The organism is Stutzerimonas sp., from assembly GCF_982611455.1.
The window spans coordinates 207,236-223,183 of record NZ_CEXBBO010000004.1 but is presented as its reverse complement, the minus strand read 5'-3'; the positions used below and the strand labels follow the sequence as shown (position 1 = coordinate 223,183).

Sequence of the window (15,948 nt, the reverse complement as noted above, 5' to 3'; positions counted from 1 at the left end):
TCATGGCTCCATCCTCTCAAGAGTTGGAGCCTCCGGGAAAGCCGGGGCGGTTCACTGTGCGTTTGATTTTTGTGGGAGGCCCGACTCGGGGCGAAGCTTTTGGCTGTGAGGCGGCCGAGGGTTTGCTTTCGCCGCGGGCGCGCCTCCAACGGAACGCGGCACGATGTGGGGCCTTGGCACTGTGCGTTTGATTTTTGTAGGAGGCCCGACTCGGGGCGAAGCTTTTGGCTGTGAGGCGGCCGAGGGCTGTGTTCGTCGCGAGCGTGCCTCCTTCAAGATTGGCCCTCAGTCTTGCACGACCCGCGCAATCGCTTGTGCCAGTTGGCCCAACCGTTCGGCATCGAGGCCGGCGATATTGGCGCGGCCGCTTTCCACCAGATAGACCGAGCCTTCGCGACGCAGGCGCAGCACCTGGGCGGCGGTCAGCCCGGTATAGGAGAACATCCCGCGTTGCTGGGCGATATGCGCGAAGCGCTCGGCCAGGCCATGTGTTACTAACGCCTCGACCAACCCCTTGCGCAGCCCGGCAATACGTTCGCGCTTGGCGGCGACTTCCCGTTCCCAGAGCTGGCGTAGCTCGCTATTGGCCAAAATCGTCGCCACCACAGCTGCGCCATGAGACGGTGGCGTGGACCAGAGATTGCGTGCCACCGAGGCGAACTGGCTGCGGACGTCGATCAACGATTCGCCATCCGCCGTGACCGCGATCAGCGCGCCGGTGCGCTCGCGGTACAGGCCGAAATTCTTCGAGCAGGAGCTGGTAATCAGGACCTCCGGCAAGGCCTCGACGAACAGCCGAACGGCCCAGGCGTCCTCGTCCAGCCCATCGCCGAAACCCTGGTAGGCAAAGTCGAATAGCGGCAACAGCCCACGCGTACGGACGATCTCCAGCACCTGACGCCAGTCGTCCTGGCTCAGATCGTAGCCGGTGGGGTTGTGGCAGCAGGCGTGCAGCAATACCACATCGCCATGGGGAATACGTTCCAGCGCGGCGAGCATGGCCGGTACGTCGAGCTGATTCTGCGCGTTGACGTAGGGATAGTGCTCGACGTTCAACCGGGCCGCGGCGAACAAGGTTTCGTGGATTGGCCAGGTCGGGTCGCTGAGCCAGAGGCTGCGGCCCGGCAGGCATTTGGCGATGAAGTCGCCCACCAGCCGCAGCGCGCCGGTACCGCCGGGTGTCTGGGTGCAGCCGGCTCGGTTTTCGATCAAGGCTGGCGAGTCTTCGCCCAGAACCAGACGCAGAATCTGCTCACCGAACAACGGATCGCCATGGCCGCCGATGTAGCTCTTGGTCTGCTCGCTGTCGATCAGCCGCTGCTCGGCCAGCTTCACCGCCTTGGGGATCGGCGTCAGGCCCAGGGCGTCCTTGTAGACGCCGACGCCCAGGTCGAGCTTGGCCGGATTCGGGTCGGCGCGATAGGCATCGAGCAGCCCGAGAATCGGGTCGCCGGGAACCCGCGCCACATCGCTGAAATGTTTCACTTGCGGCCCTCGGCGGTTTTCGCGACCTCGTCGGTGCGCGCGGCCATGATGAAGTCATTGCGGTGCAGGCCTTTGATCGAGTGGCTCCACCAGGTCACGGTGACCTTGCCCCATTCGGTGAGCAGGCCGGGATGATGACCCTCGGCTTCGGCGATCTCGCCGACGGCATTGGTGAAGGCCAGGGCGTGACGGAAGTTCTTGAAGATGAAAACCTTCTCCAGCTCCATGTGGCCGTCGCGGGTCTCGATGTTCCAGTCCGGGATTTGCTTGATCAGCTCGGCCAGTTCGTCATCGGAAACTTTGGGCGCGTCCGCGCGGCAGGCTTCGCAGTGGGCTTGGGTGAGGTTGGTCATGATGGGTCCTTGTGGTGCAGGGCATAAGAGTTAAGTAGCGTAGGGTGGACAACGCCGGAGGCTTGTCCACGCGCCGGGTTCGGTCCGCCACGTTGGGGGGGAGGCCTCGTCGTGGTCGGTGGATGAGCCTTCGGCGTCATCCACCCTACGGATCGGTGGCGACCGAACCGACGCGTGGAAAATGCTTCGCAGTTTTCCACCCTACGCCGCCTTGGGCGGGAACTTCGGCTGATGCAGGCCCTGCTGCATGGCGGTACGCACGTGACCCATGATGTCTTCATGGGCGACGTCGAATAGCCGTTTCAGCTCCGGCAGGACGAAATACACCGGTTGCAGAATATCGATGCGATAGGGCGTGCGCATGGCTTCGACCACATCGAAGGCCTGATGCTCGGGTTCGTCGGAAAGGCTGTAAAGCGTCTCCTTCGGCGAGGAAAGGATGCCGCCGCCATAGATGCGCCGTCCGGTCGGCGTCTCCACCAGCCCGAACTCGATGGTCATCCAGTACAGGCGCGCCAGGTAGACGCGCTCTTCCTTGCTGGCCTTGAGGCCGAGCTGACCGTAGGTGTGGGTGAATTCGGCGAACCAGGGATTGGTCAGCAGCGGACAGTGACCGAAGATCTCGTGGAAAATATCCGGTTCCTGCAAGTAATCCAGCTCTTCCGGGGTGCGGATGAAGGTGGCGACAGGAAAGCGTTTGCTGGCCAGCAACTCGAAAAACGTCTGGAACGGAATCAGCGCCGGCACTCGTGCGACCTGCCAGCGAGTCGTCGCTTCGAGTACACGGTTCACTTCGTGCAACTGCGGGATACGGTCGTGGGGCAGGGCGAGCTGTTCGATCCCGTCCAGGTATTCCTGGCAGGCGCGGCCGTCGAGAAGCTTCAGCTGGCGTTCGATCAGGGTCTGCCAGACGGCGTGTTCAGCATCCGAATAGTGGATGTGGCCCGTGGCGTCCGGTTCGCGGGCGACGTACTTCGTTGTTTTCATCTGACCTCCTGAGCGGGTGGCCGCCTGAGCTTTGTTGTTATGAATGCACTCATTCAAGCGCTGTTACGTGCCGGCGAGGAGGGCAGGATTGAAGGCTTTTAGTAGCTGGATTCGATATTTCGTAAAGATATATTTACGATTCTCGCAGCGCTCAGAGCAAAGCCTTCTTCGCGGTTCATTCCCGTAAATTATTCTTGCCGATATTTTTTGTCTGTCGTTCGCCAGCGCAGTCCGGTTTCGGCTTGTTGATCGGACGCGATACCGGGGCGATGGCGGTGCTGCTGGCGGTACATCTCGGTGTGGTGATGGCCTTCTTCCTGACCATGCCCTACGGCAAGTTCGCCCATGGCATCTTCCGCAGTGCGGCGCTGCTAAAGTACGCCATCGAAAAGCGTCAGCCCGACAGGCTCAAGCTTGGCAGCGAGTGAATGGCTGCTCGGTCGGCGGCGGTCCTGCGGGACTGCCGATCGCGGCTGCGGGCTGGCGTGCGGTCTGGAATATCGGCACACGTCAGCTCGACGACCGGGCAGGCGACATTGGAGAACACCGCATGCACATCGTGATTCCCGACGACTATCAGAACGTCATCCGTTCGCTGGACTGCTTCGCCCGGCTCGACGGCCATCAGGTGACGGTCTATCACGAGGCGGAACAGGATCCGAATGTCCTCGCCGAACGCTTTGCCGACGCCGATGCTCTGGTGTTGACGCGCGAGCGCACGGTCATCGACGAAGCGCTGTTGGCTCGGCTCCCTCGGCTCAAGCTGATCAGCCAGACCGGCAAGGTTGCCGCGCATCTCGATCTTGCCGCCTGTACTCGCCATGGCGTAGCGGTCATGGAAGGCCGGGGTTCTCCCATCGCACCGGCCGAACTCACCTGGACGCTGATGCTCATGGCGCGGCGCGCGCTCTTTCCGGCGATGCAGGCGCTGTATGCGGGGCAGTGGCAAATCAATCTGGGCGAGCGGCTGTGCGGTCAGACGCTGGGCATCTGGGGCTACGGCAAGATTGGTCAGCGGCTGGCCCGCTACGCTCAGGCCTTCGAGATGCCGGTGATGGTCTGGGGCAGCGAGGCATCGCGCGAGGCCGCCACGCGCGATGGCCATCAGGCTGCTGCCAGCCGGCAGGCCTTCTTCAGTGAAGTCGATGTGCTCAGCCTCAATCTGCGCCTGTCGGACAGCACGCTGCACGTCGTCACCAGCGAAGATCTGGCATTGATGAAGCCCACGTCGCTACTGGTCAATACCAGTCGCGCTCAGCTGATCGCACCGGGCGCGCTGCTCGACGGGTTGAATCGGGGGCGGCCGGGGTTCGCGGCGCTCGATGTCTTCGAGGACGAACCGCTGACCGACCCGAAGGATCCGTTGCTGCAGCATCCCAACGTGCTTTGCACGCCTCATCTGGGTTATGTGGAGCGGCAAGGTTACGAGCTGTATTTCGGCGATGCCTTCGCCAATGTGCAGACCTTCTTTGCTGGCGAGCCTTGCCAGCTGGCCAACCCGGAGGTTCTGCCACGTAAGGTCTGATCTGCTGGCGGACGTTGATCGGCAGGCGGCGCGCCGTCTGTGCTTGCTGTCGAGCCAGCCAGCCAGCCGGCCGCTTGCGGTGCGCGTGAGGTGTCAAATAATCTTGACGATTATCGTGGCGTGGCGCAGATGTTGCGCAGCCATACCTCACGCCAGAAGGCATTACATGCGCATCAAAATTCTCTGCCAGAACCGCCTCGGCATCCTCCGTGACATGCTCGAACTGCTCGTCGATTACGGCATCAATGTCGCACGCGGCGAAGTGGGTGGCGAGCACGGCAACGCCGTCTATCTGCATTGTCCCAATCTGATGAACCTGCAACTGCAAGCACTGCGCCCGAAGATCGAGGCGCTGCAAGGCGTGTTCGAGGTGCGCAAGGTGGGACTGATGCCCAGCGAGCGGCATTCCCTGGAGCTGAATGCGCTGCTCGGCGCGCTGGAGTTTCCCGTTTTGTCCATCGACATGGCGGGCGCCATCGTGGCCGCTAATCGCGCCGCGGCGCAGCTGCTCGGTGTGCGGGTGGACGAAGTGCCGGGCATGAGCTTGTCGCGCTATGCCGAAGACTTCGACCTGCCGGAACTGGTGCGAGCGAACAAGGCGCGTATCAATGGCTTGCGGGTGACCATCAAGGGCGACGTATTCCTCGCCGACATCGCGCCGTTGCAATCGGAGCATGACGACAGCGAAGCCCTGGCCGGTGCGGTATTGACGCTGCACCGCGCCGATCGCGTTGGCGAGCGTATCTACAACGTGCGCAAGCAGGAGCTGCGCGGCTTCGACAGCATCTTCCAGAGCTCGAAGGTGATGGCCGCGGTGGTTCGCGAGGCGCGGCGCATGGCACCGCTGGATGCGCCATTGCTGATCGAAGGCGAGACAGGTACCGGCAAGGAATTGCTGGCACGTGCCTGTCATCTGTCCAGCCCGCGCGGGCAGTCGCCGTTCATGGCGCTCAACTGTGCGGGGTTGCCCGAGTCAATGGCCGAGACCGAACTGTTCGGCTACGGCCCCGGCGCCTTCGAAGGTGCGCGTCCGGAGGGCAAGCTGGGCTTGTTGGAGCTGACCGCTGGCGGCACGCTGTTTCTCGATGGCGTCGGCGAGATGAGCACGCGGCTGCAGGCCAAACTGGTGCGTTTCCTACAGGACGGCTGCTTCCGTCGGGTGGGTAGCGACGAGGAGGTCTATCTGGATGTGAGAGTGATCTGCGCCACCCAGCTGGACCTGTCCGAACTCTGCGCCAAGGGTGAATTCCGGCAAGACCTGTATCACCGGCTCAACGTGCTGTCGCTGCATATTCCGCCGCTACGTGAATGCTTCGATGGGCTGGAGCCGCTGGCGCTGCACTTTCTGGATCAGGCCAGCCGGCAGATCGGCTGCGCGCTGCCGAGTTTGTCGCCGCAAGCGCTGGAACGGCTGGCCGGCTACCGTTGGCCGGGCAACGTGCGGCAACTTGAAAACACCTTGTTTCAGGCGGTTTCGCTGTGCGAGGGAGGGGTGATCAAGCCGGAGCACATTCGCCTACCGGATTACGGTACGCCGCAGCCGCTGGGCGAGTTCTCCCTGGAAGGCGATCTGTCCAGCATTGTCGGGCGCTTCGAGAAAACGGTGCTGGAAAGCCTTTATGCGCAGCACCCCAGCAGTCGACTGCTGGGCAAGCGCCTGAACGTCTCGCACACCACCATCGCCAACAAGCTGCGTGAATATGGGATTGGCAAGAAAGCCTGATGCTGTGTCAGCTGCCACAAAAGCATCGCGCCAGCGTCGGCTATCCCGCGAAGTGCCCATGCTCCACGCTGCGTTTTGTTGGCGCCGCGGCTAAGGCCTACCAAGAGCATAAAAGCTTCGCGCCGGGGCGGCCCTCCTACGAGGCAGCCTGCACCGCACTGGTTTTGTGGGAGGCGCGACCCCGCGGCGAAAGCTGGCCGAAGGCCTGCCCAACAGCGCTTGATCGGGCGAGCCCAATTCAGCGTCCGGCTGAGCTGCGGGCCGGCTCAGCGTACCGCCTGACTCACCGCGTCTATCAGCCCTTGGAGATCGATCGGCTTGCGCAGGTGCAGCGTAAAGCCAGCGCTCTTGGCATTTTCTACGTCGCGTAGGGTGCCGTAACCGGTCAGAGCGATGCTCGGAGTATCGGCATTCGTGGTGCCGCGGCGTATTTCGCTCATCATCTTGTGGCCGTCGATGACCGGCATACCGATGTCTGAGACGATCACATCGAAGCGCGATTGCTCAGCGAGTTCGATACCCCGTGCGCCGTTGTCCGCGATGGTCACTATGGCGCCCTCGCTCTCCAGCAGTTCGCGCATGGTGTCGAGAATGTCCGGTGAATCGTCCACCAGCAGAATGCTGATACCGGACAGGCCGCCTGCGTCATCACTTTCCAGCATGCCGCTAAGTTCTAGCTCGGTCTGCAGATGCATCGGCAGCCAGACGCTGAACCGCGCGCCACGGCCAGGGCCTTCGGAAAACGCATCGATACGGCCGCCGTGTGCCTCGACCAGCTGCTTGACCAGCGCCAGACCAATGCCAAGCCCGTGCTTGGAACGCTGGGCATGCTGCATTTCGGCCTGGCCAAACATGTCGAAGACCTTAGGCAAGAAGTCTGCGGATATCCCTTCGCCAGTATCGATTACGTCCAGTCGGGCCTGATCGCCTTCGCGCTCGAGCTGCATGCGAATGCGATCGCCGCCCTTGGTGAATTTCCAGGCGTTGTTCAGCAGGTTCCAGATGATCTGTTCCAGCCGCGTGGGGTCGGCGTGAATGAGGATTGGCTGGTCCGGCTTGAAGGTCTCGAAGATGACGCCTTCAGCCTGGGCCAGCGGACTGAATACCGCCTCGATGCCCTTGAACACCTCTTGGTACTGCAGCGTGGCGAAGTTGAGCACGAGCTTTCCGGTACGGATGCGCGAGACGTCCATCAGGTCATCGATGATCCGTGACTGGCTGCGCACCGCGCTCTGGATCGCCTGGGTGGCCTTGCGCAAGCTCGGCGTGTTTTTGGCTGTCTGGGAGCGGGCGATCAGATCGGTATTGAGCTGGATGAGATTGAGCGGGTGCTTGAGCTCATGGGAGAGCACGGCAAAGAACTGATCTTTCTGCTGATTGGCCGCCTGGATGGTTTCCAGCTCGTTTTGTTGATCGTTGCTGCGCTGTCGATCATCGGTTATGTCGCGGGCGATCTTGGCGAAGCCTGTGATTTTGCCGTTGTTGTCTACCAGCGGGTTGACCAGGCCGCTGAAGAAACACTGCGTGCCGTCCCGGCGCAAATGCCAACGCTCGTCGGCGGCCTGTCCCTGTTCCAGAGCGCGTTGACGTTCGGCTTCCGGTATTCCGTTCAGGCGATCCGCTTCTGTATAGATCATGTTGATGTTGCGGCCGATCACTTCTTCTTCGCTATAGCCGAAAATATATTGGGCGCCGCGGTTCCAGGTGGTGATGTTCCCGTCGCAGTTCAGGGTAATGATTGCGTAACCCTTGGTGCTCTGCGCCAGTTGCTTCATATGAGCCTCGCCGACCAGCACTTGTTCTTCGGCGCGGCGGCGGTCGGTGATGTCAATGAAGGTCAGTACCGCCCCCTGGATGCGGTCATCCAGTGTCCGGTAGGGCAGAAAGCGCGCCAAATACCAGTGATCGCCCTCTCGGTTACTGATCTCGCGCTCGACCAGATGAAGCGCTTCGAACGCTACAATGGCGTCCTTGTGGAGCTGCGGATAATCGAGGCGATGCGTGATGTCCAGCAGCGAGCGGCCGGCATCGTTGCCGATCACGTTGAAGATGTCTCGGACTCGCGGCGTAAACCACTTGATGCGCATTTTGCGGTCGACGAACAGCGTGGCGATGTCCGTTGAGGAGATCAAGTTCTGCAAGTCGTCGTTGATCTTGCCGGTTTCGTCGACCTTGGTCTTGAGTTCGAAATTGACCGTGGTGAGCTCTTCGTTGATCGACTGCAGCTCTTCCTTACTGGTTTCCAGCTCTTCGGTAGCCGAGCGCAGTTCTTCGTTGATCGCCTGCAGCTCCTCGTTCGAGGCGCGCAATTCCTCGGTCGAAGTTTCCGAGTGTTCCATGGTTACTTGTAGCTGTTCCTTGGTCTGCTGTAGCTCGGCTTCCAGCTGGGTGAGCACGCTGTCCTTGGTGTCGGGGTCCTCCAGCGTGTTGCTGTCCATGCTGTCTTCAACTTCATCGAAGATCACCAGCATGTATGCGCTGCCGGCTTCGTTGTCGCGGAAGGGACGCACCACCATGTTCACGTAAGAGTGCCGTCCGTCGCGCTCCAGCTGCACCCGCCGCGCCTCGACACTTTTACCGGTATGGGTGGCTTGGTAGAGCGCTGTGCGCAGCTCCAAGCGTAGTTGCGGATGGACCAGGGTGGTCAGGTTCAGTGAGGGCTCGCCGCCTACATAGCGCAGGAAATTGCCGGCCCGATCGGACATGTGCACGATTTCCGCCTCGTGATTGACTACCACACTGGGCGGTGCGTACTGCTCGAGCGCTCGTTGGTGCAGGTCGGCGAACGAGAATTTGCGGTTGCGCCTGGGCGGTTCGCTTAGGGGGGGCTTGGTCAGCGGGGCGGGCGTAAGTGCATGAAAGGGTCCTGCAGGCGTCCTCCGCAGGCTCGAGCCCACGTTCTTGGCACGGTAGATGCGATTTTTCTTGTCCACCGGTTCAAACAGCTGGTTGCAGGTGTCGGCCGTTTCAGAGCTGCCAAGAAACAGATAACCGCCGGGGTTGAGCGCAAAGTGGAACATGCGCAGCACTTCCACTTGGATGTCCCGATCGAGGTAAATCATCAGGTTGCGACAGGAGATCAGATCGAGCCGGGAAAACGGCGGGTCTCGAAGAATATTGTGGCGGGCGAAGAGGATGCGTTCGCGCAGCTCCTTCTGCATGCGGTAATGGTTCTGTTCCTTTACGAAATACTGGCGCAGACGGGTGGGCGGTACATCGGTAACGATGGCTTCGGGATAGATGCCGGCACGAGCGGTTTCCAGCGAACGATCATCGATGTCGGTGGCAAACAGCTGCAAATGGATCTCGACGCTGGGCCCGCTTAACTGGGCTTGGTCGGAGAACAGCATGCCAAGCGAATACGCCTCCTCTCCAGTCGAGCAAGCCGCAGACCAGACTCGCAGGGATTTGTCGTCTGAGTCTGTCTTCTGCTCGAACAGCGCGGGAATGGTGTCGCGCTCCAGTGCCTCGAAAGCTTCCCGATCGCGAAAGAAGTTGGTCACGCCGATCAACATGTCCGCCAGCAGCGCGGGTGTTTCCTCGGCATGACCCTGCAGGTATCTGGCGTAGCTAGGCATGTCGCGCAGGGCGTTGACCTGCATTCGCCGCTCGATGCGACGCAACACGGTCGCCAGCTTGTAGTGCCGGAAATCGTGACCGGTACGAGTGCGAAGTGATGTGAGTATCTCGCGCAATGCCAGTTCGTTGGGTTTGGACTGGGCATGGGCCTGTGCGTATTCGAGTTCACCCTGTGCGGCGCCGGCCTGCTCGGTATCACCGGGTTGTGGCAGAGGGTCTTGCCGAGCTAGAAGTGCCGTCAGGTTGCGCGCCAGTTCTACAAGCCGCTGCGGCATTTCCACCACCGGCAGCACGATGTCGACCATGCCGGTTTCGATGGCGCTGAGCGGCATCGAGTCGTATTCGGCATCCCCGGGCGCCTGTGCCAGCGTTACGCCGCCTTGTTCCTTTATGCGTGAGAGTCCGACCGAGCCATCCGCACCGCTGCCGGACAGTACGATGCCGACGGCGTGGGTATGGTGCACGTCTGCCAGCGCGCGGAAGAATAAATCGATGGCCACCTGAGGCCCACGCTCGCGGGTGGGTTTCAACAGGCGCAGGTAACCGTCGTTCATCGACAGGTCCATCGCAGGCGGAATCACATAGACATGGTTGCGCTCGATGGGCACTGGCTGGTTGACCTGTAGCACAGGCATTCGAGTAACGTTCTGAAGGATTTTGTCGGCGTTGCTTTCATGCTTGGGGGACAGGTGCATGATGACCACGAAGGCCATGCCGCAGTCGTTCGGCATCTGCTCGAAAAAGGTCATCAGGGCTTTCAGGCCGCCGGCCGAGGCACCGATACCAACCACTGGATAATCCAGCGTGCTTCGGGCCAATTCGGTGTTCTTCGGCATGGAAGGCTCTGGGCTGGTAGTCATTGATTCCTCGGTGTGATCCGACATTCTTTGAGCTCGGCGGCATAGGGAAAGACAGCAGGACGGTCGGGCGAATTCCTTTGGGCGCCAGCGATACCGCCTGGGAATGATAAGGCCTGGAGACGTCGATTGCTGCTGTCTGGGCGGCCGACGCGAACTGAACGACCGATGGAACGATCACACGATCGCTTCAGCACTCGATAATGTTCACCGCCAGCCCTCCGCGAGCGGTCTCCTTGTACTTGCTCTTCATGTCGGCACCGGTCTGACGCATGGTTCGGATGACCTTGTCCAGGGAGATGAAATGGCTGCCGTCGCCGCGCAGCGCCATACGCGCGGCATTGATGGCCTTCACCGAGCCCATGGCGTTGCGCTCGATGCACGGTACCTGGACCAGCCCGCCGACCGGGTCGCAGGTGAGCCCGAGATTGTGTTCCATGCCGATCTCAGCAGCGTTCTCGACCTGTTGTGGAGTGCCACCGAGCACCTCGCACAGGGCGCCGGCACCCATCGAACATGCAACTCCCACCTCGCCCTGGCAGCCAACTTCGGCGCCGGAAATGGAGGCGTTTTCCTTGTAGAGAATGCCGATGGCCGCGGCGGTGAGCAGAAAGCGCACCACGCCGTCTTCGTTGGCGCCGCGAATGAAGCGCACGTAATAGTGCAGCAGCGCCGGGATGATTCCCGCCGCGCCATTGGTTGGCGCGGTCACGACCCGGCCGCCAGCGGCGTTCTCCTCGTTGACCGCCAGGGCATACAGATCGACCCAATCCAGCACGTTGAGGGAGTCGCGCAGATTGGCTTCCGGATGCTCGCTGAGTTGGCGGTACAGACCGGCAGCGCGGCGCCGGACCTTGAGCCCGCCGGGCATCACGCCTTCGGTGTGGCAGCCGGTTTTGACGCAATCCTGCATGACCTTCCAGATCTTCAGCAGGCCGGCGCGGGTTTCGGCTTCCGGGCGCCAAGCGGCCTCGTTGGCCAGCATCAGCTCGCTGATGGACAGCCCGTGCTCACCGCACAGCGCCAACAGCTCGGCGGCGCTACGGAAAGGGTAGGGCAGTGGCGTGCTGTCTTCGACGATGCGGTCGTTGCCAGCCGCCTGTTCGTCGACGACGAAACCGCCGCCCACCGAATAGTATTCGCGGCTGCGCAATTGCAACCCGGCACCATCGAACGCGCGGAAGATCATGCCGTTGGGATGAAAGGCCAGCGGCTTGCGAATGAACAGCAGATCGTTGCTGATATCGAAGCGGATAGTCTTCTCGCCTAGCAGACGCAGCTCGTGAGACTCGCGCATGGCCGCCATGCGCTGTGGAATGCTGACGGTATCGACCTCCTCGGGCAGCTCACCCTCGAGCCCGAGCAGCACCGCCTTGTCGCTGCCGTGGCCCTTGCCGGTGGCGCCGAGCGAGCCGTACAGCTCGACCTTGAGCCGTTCGGTAGTCGCCAGCAAATCGTCACGTTCGAGCCCCTCGGCAAAGCGCAACGCCGCGCGCATCGGTCCTACGGTATGCGAGCTGGACGGGCCGATACCGATTTTGAACAAGTCGAAAACGCTGAGTGACATGAAGTGCTCCCGAGGCGGATGGCTCTGTATTCATCCTAGACCGCCAGGTGCTTGCGAACGTTGTAATGCGTCCCCAACGAACCGCATTTAGCGCGAGGTGTTAGCCACGCCAGGCAGAGCGGCTAGCTGGATGTTGGAATGTCAGGCAATGCTTTGTCTTGGCGAACGTAGAACGGTACGCCGACGCGGTGGATGTGATCGAGAAGGGCGGGGTTGTCTATGTGGCGCTTGAGTGAGAGATCGACCATCCAGGGTAGGAGCAGCTCGTCGATCTGGTTTTCGAGGGCCAGTAGCTGGGAGAGCGATAGCGCATCGGCTTCGATCGTCAGATCTATGTCGGAGCCGGGCCGGTAGCTACCTTTTGCGCGCGAGCCGTATAGCACTACGCGCTGAATCTCCGGCCAGCCATTGAACACATCGCGCAGTTTGTTGATGGCATTTGCTGGCAAGCCAAAATGAAGCTCGTGGTTCATTCTTGTCGGACCAACTGGTTCATTTGCTCTTGCAACTGCAGAAAAAGGCGGTGGTATAGCGTCACGACGTTCCCCGCAATCTCGTTGGCGATGGACCCGTTGTAGGTATCCGCCGTCTGGTTGCGGCTTTTGATCATTTCCATCCAGCCTTCACCGTCGGCAATCAGGCCCTGCTTGAATGCTGTGCGGATGGCATCGCGGGAGCCGGTGATGGCGGGGTTGCCTTGGTAAAGGAAGTAATCCTTCATGAGGTTCCAAGCCAGTTCAAACACGAATTCGAACGCCTGGATCAGGCCTTGCTTTTCCAGTTCGCTGAGCGGTCGCGCTTGGGCCAGTTCAACGGCCCTCGTCAACTGCGCGAGTGCACGGTTGTAGTTGGCCAGGCGCTGTTGCCAGCGTATGTCTTGGTCTGCCATCGTGACGGTCTCAAGTAGCGCGTGGGTAGCTATCATAGCTCGCCCCCCGTTGTCAGTCAGGTGGCAGCGCTCTGCCTGATTGCAGTTGATCTACACGTCTTCGAGTGGTCGCGGATGGCCGGCTTTGCGCAGCAAGACGGGGCTGGAGCTGTTCACCGCATCACTTCTGAGCCACCCCAGGGTTTGGATTCCAGGCTGTTGTGCACCGCGGTCGCTGCCTGGGCTGCCTGGCCGATGGCGACGCTCATCTGCTTCAGGCCCATGGTCACGTCGCCGATGGCATAGAGGCCGCGCACCGAAGTCTGCGAATGGTCGTCAACCAGCACGCCGCCACATTCGTCGCATCCGACGCCCAACTGCTGCGCGAGCTCGGAGCGAAAGCGTGCGCCGAGGCTGGGGTAGATGACATCGAAGTGATGGGTGTCGCCGCTGCAGGTGATCAGCTCGATGCCGGTCTCGCAAGGACGCAGGGTTTCGACGCGGTCGCTGATCAGGCGGATGTCGTAGTGTTCGGCCAGAGCGATGGCCTGATCACAGGCGTCCTGCTCGCCGTGTACCACCACCGTGACTTTGTCACTGAAGGTTCGCAGAAACACTGCGTGACTGATGGCGCATTCCGCTTCGCCATAAACAGCAACGTTGTCGCCATTGACCTCATACCCATCGCAGATCGCGCACAGCCGCACCTTGCCGTCGGCAATGGCCTGCCCGACGTCGGGCATATCTGGCAAGGTGTCCTCGATACCGGTGGCGAGGATGATCCGCCGGGTGACGCAGGTGTTTTCCCCGTAGCGCACGCTGAACCCGTCGGCATGTGGCTCGATATGCTCGACCCGGCCGTGTTCGAGCCTGGCGCCGTAGCCGCTGGCCTGCTCACGCAGGCGCATGAGTAGATCGTTTCCGTTGATGCCCGGCGGAAAACCCGGGTAGTTGTGTGATCGCGGGATCCATGAGGCCCGGCTGGACCCGGCGTCCACTACCAGACAACTGCGACGAAAGCGGGCGAGGTACAGGGCGGCGGTCAGCCCACCGGGACCGCCGCCGACGATCAGGCAGTCGATCAGAGTGGGTTGCTGGTGCGATGGGCGTTCGTTCATGGCGTTGGCTAATCGGCTTGTGGATTGCCTGTAGAAAGGGCCGGCTGCTGGAAAGTTCGGTCATTCCGATAAATGCAATGTCCCGTTTTGAGAGCTGGTTGGACTTTCCCGTGCTTGTGCCGCGCCCGGCGATGACGAAAACTTTCCAGTTCGGATCGCGACGGCTTCAACGTTGGGGTTTCACGATCCGCATTCCAATAAAGGCCAGCCGCCGGCGCTGCATCGTCGTGAATGATCTGGCCAACCAAACTCGAATGGATCTGTCGCGCAGCAGCGTGTGTCGGGTCGTATCGCAATCGATAAACCACTCGAACGGTGCTCACAAGGCGCCGGAGTCGAGCTTTTCCCGTTGGGGGTCAGATGTTCAAGTCTTGTGTCGCTGTGCTGGTCGCAGCCCTGTGTTGGTTAAGTTTCCCGGCTATGGCGGCCGAAGGGGACCCCGTCGTCATCAAGTTCGCGCACGTAGTGGCGGATGACACGCCCAAGGGTAAAGGCGCGCTGATGTTCCAGAAGCTGGTGCACGAGCGGCTGGCCGGCAAGGTGAAGGTAGAGGTCTATCCGAACTCGACGCTGGTTGGCGACGCCGACGAAATGCAGGCACTGCTGAATAACGAGGTGCAGATGCTCGCGCCTTCGCTCTCCAAATTCAGCAAGTACACAAAAAAGCTCCAGGTCTTCGATCTGCCGTTCCTGTTCGACGACCAAGCCGCCGTTCAGCGCTTCCAGAAGCGCGAGATGAGCCGCGAGCTGCTGCGCTCCATGGCCGATTCCGGCATCTATGGCCTGGCTTACTGGAATAACGGTCTGAAGCAGCTTTCCGCTACGCGTGCGCTGCACGTGCCGGAAGATGCCGCTGGACTGGCGTTCCGCGTGCAGCCTTCCGCCGTGCTGGAAGCGCAGTTCAACGCGGTCGGGGCCAAGCCGGTGATACTGCCCTTCGCCGACGTGTACAAGTCACTGAAGAGCGGTGTGGTCCAGGGCGCGGAGAACCCTTGGTCGAACATTGCCAGCCAGAACATGCACACGGTTCAGCCGTTCATTACTGAGAGTAATCACGGTGTGCTCAATTACATGCTGGTGACCAGTTCGAAGTTCTGGATGACGATGCCGTTCGCGGTGCGCTCGGAGCTCGAGGGCATCATTCTAGAAGTCACTCAGGCGGTGAACCGAGAAGCCGCAGCGCTCAATCAGCGCGACCGCGACCGGATTCTTGCCAGCGGCAGCAGCAAGCTGATCACCCTCACGCCGGAGCAGCGACAGGCTTGGCGCGAGAAGATGATGCCAGTATGGAAAACCTATGAAGCGGACATCGGCGCCGATGTGATTCGTGCGGCGCTGACGGTCAATCGCAAGCACTGAGCCATCATGACAACCGCTCGCCGGCATAGCAGGTCGGCGAGCTCTGCGCGCCTCGGCGCTCCAGTTCTTCCTCCAGCCATTCGGCCAATACGCGCGCATTGTTCGCCTGCTCATCACGTGCGGCATAGATCAATGTCAGCCGGCCGCGCTCGACGATTTCCACCAGCGGCCACCAGTGTTCCGGATGCGCGGCCAGTTCCTTGCGATACGCCTGCCGGAACGCCTCGAAATCCAGCTCGCCAGCCTTGAACGACCGGCGCAGCTCGGTGGACGGGGCGACGTCGGCTATCCAGTCATCGAGTCGTAGTCGTTCCTTGCGACAGTTGCGTGGCCACAGCCGATCGACCAGAACCCGGCAACCATCGCTGGCTTGCGCCTGTTCATAGGCGCGCTTACAAAAGATCATCGGTACTGGCTCCTTTCGCTCGTCAGCCAAGCATAGAAAAGTCTGACTGCATTGCGAGGCCACAACGGCTCTGAGCATGTCCCTCTGTGCGAAGCTCATCGTTGTTTGGAAGCAAAATTAT

General features: G+C 61.2%; 12 protein-coding genes and 1 pseudogene. 4 read left to right on the top strand and 9 right to left on the bottom strand.

Annotation, left to right across the window (positions count from 1 at the left end):
- Nucleotides 1-285 precede the first annotated feature (285 nt).
- From AC2LD7_RS04510 to phhA, 3 genes are all read right to left on the bottom strand, one after another.
- A complete protein-coding gene (locus AC2LD7_RS04510) occupies nt 286-1,485 on the bottom strand; it encodes an amino acid aminotransferase (RefSeq protein WP_484596657.1) in 1,200 nt (399 codons plus the stop codon).
- Nucleotides 1,482-1,838 carry a 4a-hydroxytetrahydrobiopterin dehydratase gene (locus tag AC2LD7_RS04505; protein ID WP_484596656.1) on the bottom strand — a complete coding sequence of 119 codons (357 nt, stop codon included), beginning with the start codon at nt 1,836-1,838 and terminating at the stop codon, nt 1,482-1,484. The genes AC2LD7_RS04510 and AC2LD7_RS04505 overlap by 4 nt, the downstream gene beginning before the upstream one ends.
- Before the next feature lie 201 nt (nt 1,839-2,039).
- A complete protein-coding gene (phhA, locus tag AC2LD7_RS04500; protein WP_484596655.1) occupies nt 2,040-2,825 on the bottom strand; it encodes a phenylalanine 4-monooxygenase in 786 nt (261 codons plus the stop codon).
- A gap of 230 nt (nt 2,826-3,055) precedes the next feature.
- Here phhA and tcuB point away from each other — a divergent pair.
- The 3 genes and pseudogenes from tcuB to AC2LD7_RS04485 all read left to right on the top strand — a co-directional run.
- A pseudogene (gene tcuB, locus AC2LD7_RS04495) lies at nt 3,056-3,253 on the top strand (tricarballylate utilization protein TcuB); the annotation flags it as partial.
- Between the two features lie 122 nt (nt 3,254-3,375).
- Entirely contained in the window at nt 3,376-4,350 is a 975-nt protein-coding gene (locus AC2LD7_RS04490) for a D-2-hydroxyacid dehydrogenase family protein (protein WP_484596654.1), read from the top strand.
- Between the two features lie 166 nt (nt 4,351-4,516).
- Entirely contained in the window at nt 4,517-6,073 is a 1,557-nt protein-coding gene (locus tag AC2LD7_RS04485; protein ID WP_484596653.1) for a sigma-54-dependent transcriptional regulator, read from the top strand.
- A gap of 266 nt (nt 6,074-6,339) precedes the next feature.
- On the opposite strand, the gene AC2LD7_RS04480 is transcribed toward AC2LD7_RS04485, so the two are convergent.
- From AC2LD7_RS04480 to AC2LD7_RS04460, 5 genes are all read right to left on the bottom strand, one after another.
- Nucleotides 6,340-10,512: a CheR family methyltransferase gene (locus AC2LD7_RS04480; protein WP_484596652.1), complete on the bottom strand. Its 4,173-nt coding sequence runs from the start codon at nt 10,510-10,512 to the stop codon at nt 6,340-6,342.
- A 187-nt stretch (nt 10,513-10,699) separates the two neighbouring features.
- Nucleotides 10,700-12,076 carry an L-serine ammonia-lyase gene (locus AC2LD7_RS04475; RefSeq protein WP_484596651.1) on the bottom strand — a complete coding sequence of 459 codons (1,377 nt, stop codon included), beginning with the start codon at nt 12,074-12,076 and terminating at the stop codon, nt 10,700-10,702.
- 122 nt (nt 12,077-12,198) lie between these two features.
- On the bottom strand, nt 12,199-12,549 hold the full coding sequence (locus AC2LD7_RS04470; protein WP_484596650.1) for a nucleotidyltransferase domain-containing protein: 351 nt from the start codon (nt 12,547-12,549) through the stop codon (nt 12,199-12,201).
- Entirely contained in the window at nt 12,546-12,965 is a 420-nt protein-coding gene (locus AC2LD7_RS04465) for a nucleotidyltransferase substrate binding protein (protein WP_484596649.1), read from the bottom strand. The genes AC2LD7_RS04470 and AC2LD7_RS04465 overlap by 4 nt, the downstream gene beginning before the upstream one ends.
- Before the next feature lie 152 nt (nt 12,966-13,117).
- Nucleotides 13,118-14,062 carry an NAD(P)/FAD-dependent oxidoreductase gene (locus AC2LD7_RS04460; protein WP_484596648.1) on the bottom strand — a complete coding sequence of 315 codons (945 nt, stop codon included), beginning with the start codon at nt 14,060-14,062 and terminating at the stop codon, nt 13,118-13,120.
- Between the two features lie 360 nt (nt 14,063-14,422).
- Between AC2LD7_RS04460 and AC2LD7_RS04455 the strand changes: the two genes are divergently transcribed.
- Nucleotides 14,423-15,421, top strand: coding sequence for a TRAP transporter substrate-binding protein (locus AC2LD7_RS04455; RefSeq protein ID WP_484596647.1), 999 nt, complete (start codon nt 14,423-14,425; stop codon nt 15,419-15,421).
- 4 nt (nt 15,422-15,425) lie between these two features.
- Here the strand turns inward: AC2LD7_RS04455 and AC2LD7_RS04450 are convergent, their stop codons facing one another.
- Nucleotides 15,426-15,827 (bottom strand): DUF488 domain-containing protein, encoded by a 402-nt coding sequence (locus tag AC2LD7_RS04450; protein ID WP_484596646.1) that lies wholly within the window; start codon nt 15,825-15,827, stop codon nt 15,426-15,428.
- Nucleotides 15,828-15,948: the final 121 nt, after the last annotated feature.

Coding starts and splice junctions, on each gene's coding strand:
- AC2LD7_RS04475 (WP_484596651.1), bottom strand. CDS start 12,076: ATGTCACTCAGCGTTTTCGACTTGTTCAAAATCGGTATCGGCCCGTCC.
- AC2LD7_RS04460 (WP_484596648.1), bottom strand. CDS start 14,062: ATGAACGAACGCCCATCGCACCAGCAACCCACTCTGATCGACTGCCTG.
- AC2LD7_RS04480 (WP_484596652.1), bottom strand. CDS start 10,512: ATGACTACCAGCCCAGAGCCTTCCATGCCGAAGAACACCGAATTGGCC.
- AC2LD7_RS04450 (WP_484596646.1), bottom strand. CDS start 15,827: ATGATCTTTTGTAAGCGCGCCTATGAACAGGCGCAAGCCAGCGATGGT.
- AC2LD7_RS04470 (WP_484596650.1), bottom strand. CDS start 12,549: ATGAACCACGAGCTTCATTTTGGCTTGCCAGCAAATGCCATCAACAAA.
- AC2LD7_RS04490 (WP_484596654.1), top strand. CDS start 3,376: ATGCACATCGTGATTCCCGACGACTATCAGAACGTCATCCGTTCGCTG.
- AC2LD7_RS04455 (WP_484596647.1), top strand. CDS start 14,423: ATGTTCAAGTCTTGTGTCGCTGTGCTGGTCGCAGCCCTGTGTTGGTTA.
- AC2LD7_RS04505 (WP_484596656.1), bottom strand. CDS start 1,838: ATGACCAACCTCACCCAAGCCCACTGCGAAGCCTGCCGCGCGGACGCG.
- AC2LD7_RS04485 (WP_484596653.1), top strand. CDS start 4,517: ATGCGCATCAAAATTCTCTGCCAGAACCGCCTCGGCATCCTCCGTGAC.
- AC2LD7_RS04465 (WP_484596649.1), bottom strand. CDS start 12,965: ATGGCAGACCAAGACATACGCTGGCAACAGCGCCTGGCCAACTACAAC.
- phhA (WP_484596655.1), bottom strand. CDS start 2,825: ATGAAAACAACGAAGTACGTCGCCCGCGAACCGGACGCCACGGGCCAC.